Annotated in this window: 2 protein-coding genes and 3 pseudogenes; 2 read left to right on the top strand and 3 right to left on the bottom strand. The window is 59.2% G+C overall.

The genetic code is table 11. The annotated features are described in order from the left end of the window. Positions 1-246 precede the first annotated feature (246 nt). Positions 247-399, bottom strand: a complete 153-nt coding sequence (locus M2427_RS41985) for a hypothetical protein (protein ID WP_280712559.1) — start codon at positions 397-399, stop codon at positions 247-249. Positions 400-520: 121 nt separating this feature from the next. Here M2427_RS41985 and M2427_RS41980 point away from each other — a divergent pair. Then, positions 521-962: pseudogene (locus tag M2427_RS41980) on the top strand (transposase); the annotation flags it as partial. Positions 963-1,141: 179 nt separating this feature from the next. Here the strand turns inward: M2427_RS41980 and M2427_RS41975 are convergent. Further along, a complete protein-coding gene (locus M2427_RS41975; protein ID WP_280712557.1) occupies positions 1,142-1,420 on the bottom strand; it encodes a DUF3551 domain-containing protein in 279 nt (92 codons plus the stop codon). A 277-nt stretch (positions 1,421-1,697) separates the two neighbouring features. Here M2427_RS41975 and M2427_RS41970 point away from each other — a divergent pair. Then, positions 1,698-1,918 (top strand): annotated as a pseudogene (locus M2427_RS41970) (ATP-dependent helicase); the annotation flags it as partial. 78 nt (positions 1,919-1,996) lie between these two features. Here the strand turns inward: M2427_RS41970 and M2427_RS41965 are convergent. Then, positions 1,997-2,218, bottom strand: a pseudogene (locus M2427_RS41965) (transposase domain-containing protein); the annotation flags it as partial. Positions 2,219-2,410 lie beyond the last annotated feature (192 nt).

The raw sequence follows: 2,410 nt of genomic DNA, 5'->3' as shown, positions 1-2,410 counted from the left end.
CCAAACCGCGTTTCAACAGGAACATTTGCCGAGGTCTAATCAGCCGCTTGGACCAAAAAAGCTACAGAAATCAAACCGCATGGAAATTCCATAATCTATGTTATGCGAATAGTATCAATAACTTATGCGGCATTCATCGAGCTGTTGCAACCGGCTAAGCTAATTGGCGGTCCACTGAGCCGCCGGGTCGGATGGCGACGTCGCTGGGCGCCCCATGCCGTATCATCGAGGTCGCCAGAGACTCCTTCACTGCGCGGCAAGACGGATCACGGTCTCTGCGCGCCAGTCCTGCACCGCAATCGAGCGCTGCTTGTTGGCATCTGCCTGGACCAGGCTCGCGTCGACCGCAAAGCCTTCCCCACCCGCGGCAATGCACGCTTCGACGACCCGCTCGAACATCCTGCGGAAAACGTCCCCTTCACGAAAACGCCGTTCCGGATCACCCGAAAACGCCAACTTGATCCGGCATACAGCATCGATCTCCGCATCTTCCGAGCGCCATCCCGTTTCTCGAGCGCTTCACCTGCCGCGCGAGCGCGTCGTGATCCCGGCGCCGGCCCAACTGTCCTTGCTGCGGCTCGGGCAGGCTGTCGAAGCTTGGCGAAGACATCACCGAGACGCTGCAGATGGTTCCGCGGTAGTGGAAGGTGATTCAGACCGTGCGCGAGAAGTTCAGGTGCCGGGCCTGCGAGACGATCGCCCAGCCTCCGGCGCCGTTCCACGTGACGCCGCGCGGCTTCGCCGGGCCGAACCTGCTGGCGGTGATCCTGTTCGAGAAGTTCGGCATGCATCAGCCCTTGAACCGGCAGAGCGAGCGCTATGCGCGGGAAGGCGCCGATCTGAGCTTGTCGACGCTGGCCGCTCTGGTCGGCGCCTGCACGACCGTTCTGCAGCCGCTACACGCCTTGATCGAGGTGCATGTGCTCGGTGCCGAGCGCCTGCATCGCGACGACACAAATGTGACGCATTGACGCCCTGTTCGAGATCGAGCGCGGCGGCGCAACGGAAACCGCACAGTATCTCGGCATCGAAGTGGACTATGAGCAGTCAGGTGGATGTTCTGAAATGCCATGGGCAGAGCGTACATGCTCTGCCCGACCTCGAACCGCCAGTTTGTGGTCAACAAGCCACGCTCACTCGATCACCTTGTCAGTGCGGACGAGTGGTGACCGTTGCTGTGAGGCTTCAACGCATCCCATCCGTACGCTGATCGAGGGTTCCGCCCACAATACGCAGTCTGCCCGGATGCCGTCGCTATGCACTGCTGGTAGCTTGTGAAATGACACAACCCCGGGACGCCGTAGTCTTCGCCTTGTAGGCAGTAGGGATAATCGTAGGGAGGATTTGGATGATGAGCGGATGCCGGCAATGCTGTGAACGCCATGGCTACAAACCCCGCGGCTACAATGATCTTGCGCACTTCAGTTTCTCCTTTGATGCCGAATTCGCTAAGAATAGCGTTCTGAGTTCGGCCAGTTTTTTTGCGTTACCACCTGGCACCGCCAGCCTATATTAACAATTTCGGAAGGGGGTCAAACTGTGACAAATGAGCCAAGTGGTGCGACAGATGAGCAGCTCTTTTGTAAGCGACCGCAGATGATGATCACGCGGTCGTAATGATGCGGCGGCTTGACAATGCATGCAGCAGTACCTTGCGGTGCTAAATCGTGGACACAATTGCGCGGACGGCAGCCCCGCTGCTGCGCGAGTACGCCGAACAAATTGGCCTGGATCCCTCCTTCACGATTCACGACCCGGAAGACTCTGCGGACCTCATCAACCTGGTCAGGCATGAAAGAGCTTTTCGAAAACCGAAAGTCGCTTTCCAACTTTAGGAACTTGTCTCTCGATCTACTCGCGCCGCGTCAATGCGGAGTTGCCAATCGAGCAGATCATTGGCACCTCGTATCCATGGTGCTTCGTTCGCCCAATCCCGCAGTTCAGAAGTAAGCATCCGCTCAAGGCCGCGGGGCGGTCGGAAACTGACGCCGGCAGGTCAGGCGGCGTGGTCGACCCGGATCGGGTGGCTCCAATTCCAGGGCAATAGCGCAGCCAGATCGGTGATCTTGTGATCGGCGATCCGGGCGAGCACGTCGGCAAGCCAGGCCTGCGGATCGACATCGTTGAGCTTGGCGGTCTGGATCAGCGTGAACATCACGGCGGCGCGTTGCCCTCCGCGATCGGAACCTGCGAACAGCCACGCCTTGCGGCCGGCACTTGTGACCCCTCGATCGCGCACTGATTCACAATGTCGCGTTCAGCCCGCCGCCTGTGGACGCCACGTCCGTTGTGGCAGCCGCCAGTCGATGCCTTCAAGCGAGGGGATTGAGGAATGTCCCTAATAGTGAATCTGACGAATCATTTCCGGAGGTGGTCGAAGTTCGAGACCCCCACCATCCTCTGTACAGCC

Source organism: Bradyrhizobium sp. BR13661 (assembly GCF_029892425.1).
In the GTDB taxonomy this organism is placed as follows: domain Bacteria; phylum Pseudomonadota; class Alphaproteobacteria; order Rhizobiales; family Xanthobacteraceae; genus Bradyrhizobium.
This window is presented reverse-complemented; position numbering and strand designations above follow the sequence as displayed.

Excerpts from the sequence above, each read along its gene's own strand:
- M2427_RS41985 (WP_280712559.1), bottom strand. The coding sequence starts at position 399 with ATGTTCGAGCGGGTCGTCGAAGCGTGCATTGCCGCGGGTGGGGAAGGC.